Origin of the sequence: Arsenophonus endosymbiont of Bemisia tabaci Q2 (assembly GCF_902713415.1) — a bacterium.
Lineage (GTDB): Bacteria > Pseudomonadota > Gammaproteobacteria > Enterobacterales > Enterobacteriaceae > Arsenophonus.
Map to the genome: position 1 here is coordinate 1 of NZ_CACTIE010000261.1, position 2,150 is coordinate 2,150.

Genomic DNA, 2,150 nt, shown 5'->3' on the forward strand with positions numbered 1-2,150 from the left:
TATGGTGAAATATTTGTCTACCTATTCGCCAGATCTTAATCCAATTGAACATAAATGGGCACAAGCTAAATGCAAAAAAGAGTGCTCGGATGCGACACAGATATTTTGTTCGCAATCAATATGGTGTAATCAAAATTAAGTCGCTTAGCTATAATACTCTTAGATAAGCTCAATCAACTTAATCTGGATGATTATGCAGATGAGTGCGAAGATTTGCACGACATGGCAGAAAAACTTTATCTTAATTTAAAAAAGACACTGGAAAGATGATGACTCACTCCTATTCTTTGCACAAAAAAACAAGCAAAAGATTGTAGCTACTCATAAAAATAAGGATGTCGCCGCTAATGACGGCTCTGCTTATGTTTCCCTACCGGATATTAGAAACCCATTGAAAAAAGCGTATCGCTTAAATAAATTGAATTCCGCCTGGAAATCAGATTTATCCATCGCATTAATTTCAAATTTAAAGGGTTTCCCTTACTGCCCGATGTCACGAAGCCATTGACCATTTAGGGTCAAGTGGACCCTGGAATACCGGAGCCACGTGTGGCGAGGATATGCCGCGAAAGCCCACTTGAAGGCTTGCCGTCCCCTAAAAATGGGCGTATGGCAAGCTGGCATCGGGCAGTAAGGGAACGGTGACATGGGGTCACTTCCTGCTGTCTCACTAAATAGCAGACACAGAACATGTCCCGATTTATAGAAGGCGACAAGCCAAAAAATTATGTCAACTTTTCCTGATAATGCAATCGATTTTATTCTCACCGATCCTCCCTATCTAGTTGATTATACCGATCGGTCAGGGCGCTCAATTGCCAACGATAAAAATGACGAATACCTAAAAAGCCCGCCTGTCAAAAATGTTTCGTGTATTGAAGCCCAATAGTCTGATGGTCAGTTTTTACGGGTGGAATCGGGTTGAAAAATTTGTTGATGCGTGGAAAAAATCTGGCTTCCGTATTGTTGGTCATCTCGTTTTCAAGAAACGTTATGCGTCAAAAACTGCGTTTTTAGGACACAGCCACGAAAATGCTTATCTGCTGGCGAAAGGCCGTCCGGTATAATGCCTGTAAAGCCAATTGTAGTGGTCTAATAAAACTGTAGAGATTTATAGCTTATAATTAAGCAAAATCTTATAGGTATAAATATGACCCGAAAAGTAAAAGTGACCTTTAGCGCATAGCAAAAACTGGAATATCCAAAACTCATAGTTGAAGGTGGATATAGCAATATCCAAGTTGAAAAATATCCAGTGCGGGTAAATCTGCCGTATCGCGCTCGAAGCAACAATATAGATAAGCGACTTAATTTTGATGTTCCATTGAGATCAAGGTTGCCAATATTCATCGGAGGAGTTTAGGGCCCACCTCTTTGAAAGGAGAATAACTCAAAGCATGAGTCGGCGAGGTAATTGCCTAGATAATGGCGTGATGGAAAGATTTTTTAGGAGTTTAAAGGCAGAAAAACTTAACCATTTATCGTTTATGAATCATCAATCTGTTGTCTGTGAAGTTGAAAATTACATTCAGTTTTACAATTATTATCGACGCCATTCAACGATTGGTTATTTAACCCCACATCAAAAATATCATGAACTAAAAAATGCTGCTTAGATCTTCTACAGAATTTGTTGACTATTACAGGAAAACCAGCCACGCACATAAAGGCGCGGAGCCTGATTTTTCTGAAGCGCGGATGACAACGCATACAAAACAAGTAAGGTATCTTCATCCCTCTAGTCAGCGGGAGTTGTCAGTAATGCAAAATATTCAAAATGGCGGCCCGCTAATGAAGCTAGCCCGGCGTTAACTCCCCCGAGACTGTATTGAGTGAGAATTTTCTTTTCTGAGACACGGAGTGTGGTCAGAGTATCGCGTGCTTTTGTCCAAAATTGCTATAGCCGGTTTTGCTGGTCCGTTTTTAGCGGAAGAACCCCTAACAATTCAGCCAGTTCACCTGCGGCCAGACGACGCATTAAATCCATTTGTGTAAATCGATCCTGTGCGTGAATAAAACCTAGAGCGTAGCTGACATCTTCCCGGGTTTTAGTGGGTAATGTGGTAATATAGCTAAGCGTCTTAATTTTGATTACAAAATATATGTTTTTCTCCAATATAAATTTACTGATATAGAAGAGTAATTACTTG

At 40.2% G+C, this 2,150-nt stretch carries 2 protein-coding genes and 2 pseudogenes; 3 read left to right on the plus strand and 1 reads right to left on the minus strand.

Annotated features, from left to right (window positions below; translation table 11 throughout):
- The first annotated feature begins 153 nt into the window (after positions 1-153).
- The 3 genes and pseudogenes from ARSQ2_RS10935 to ARSQ2_RS10945 all read left to right on the plus strand — a co-directional run.
- Positions 154-270, plus strand: coding sequence for a Rop family plasmid primer RNA-binding protein (locus ARSQ2_RS10935; RefSeq protein ID WP_255487695.1), 117 nt, complete (start codon positions 154-156; stop codon positions 268-270).
- A 420-nt stretch (positions 271-690) separates the two neighbouring features.
- Positions 691-1,061, plus strand: a pseudogene (locus tag ARSQ2_RS10940) (DNA methyltransferase); the annotation flags it as partial.
- Between the two features lie 267 nt (positions 1,062-1,328).
- Positions 1,329-1,616: pseudogene (locus tag ARSQ2_RS10945) on the plus strand (integrase core domain-containing protein); the annotation flags it as partial.
- Positions 1,617-1,897: 281 nt separating this feature from the next.
- Here ARSQ2_RS10945 and ARSQ2_RS10950 read toward each other — a convergent pair.
- Complete coding sequence (locus ARSQ2_RS10950; protein ID WP_181995312.1) at positions 1,898-2,116, minus strand: penicillin acylase family protein; 219 nt, start codon at positions 2,114-2,116, stop codon at positions 1,898-1,900.
- Positions 2,117-2,150 lie beyond the last annotated feature (34 nt).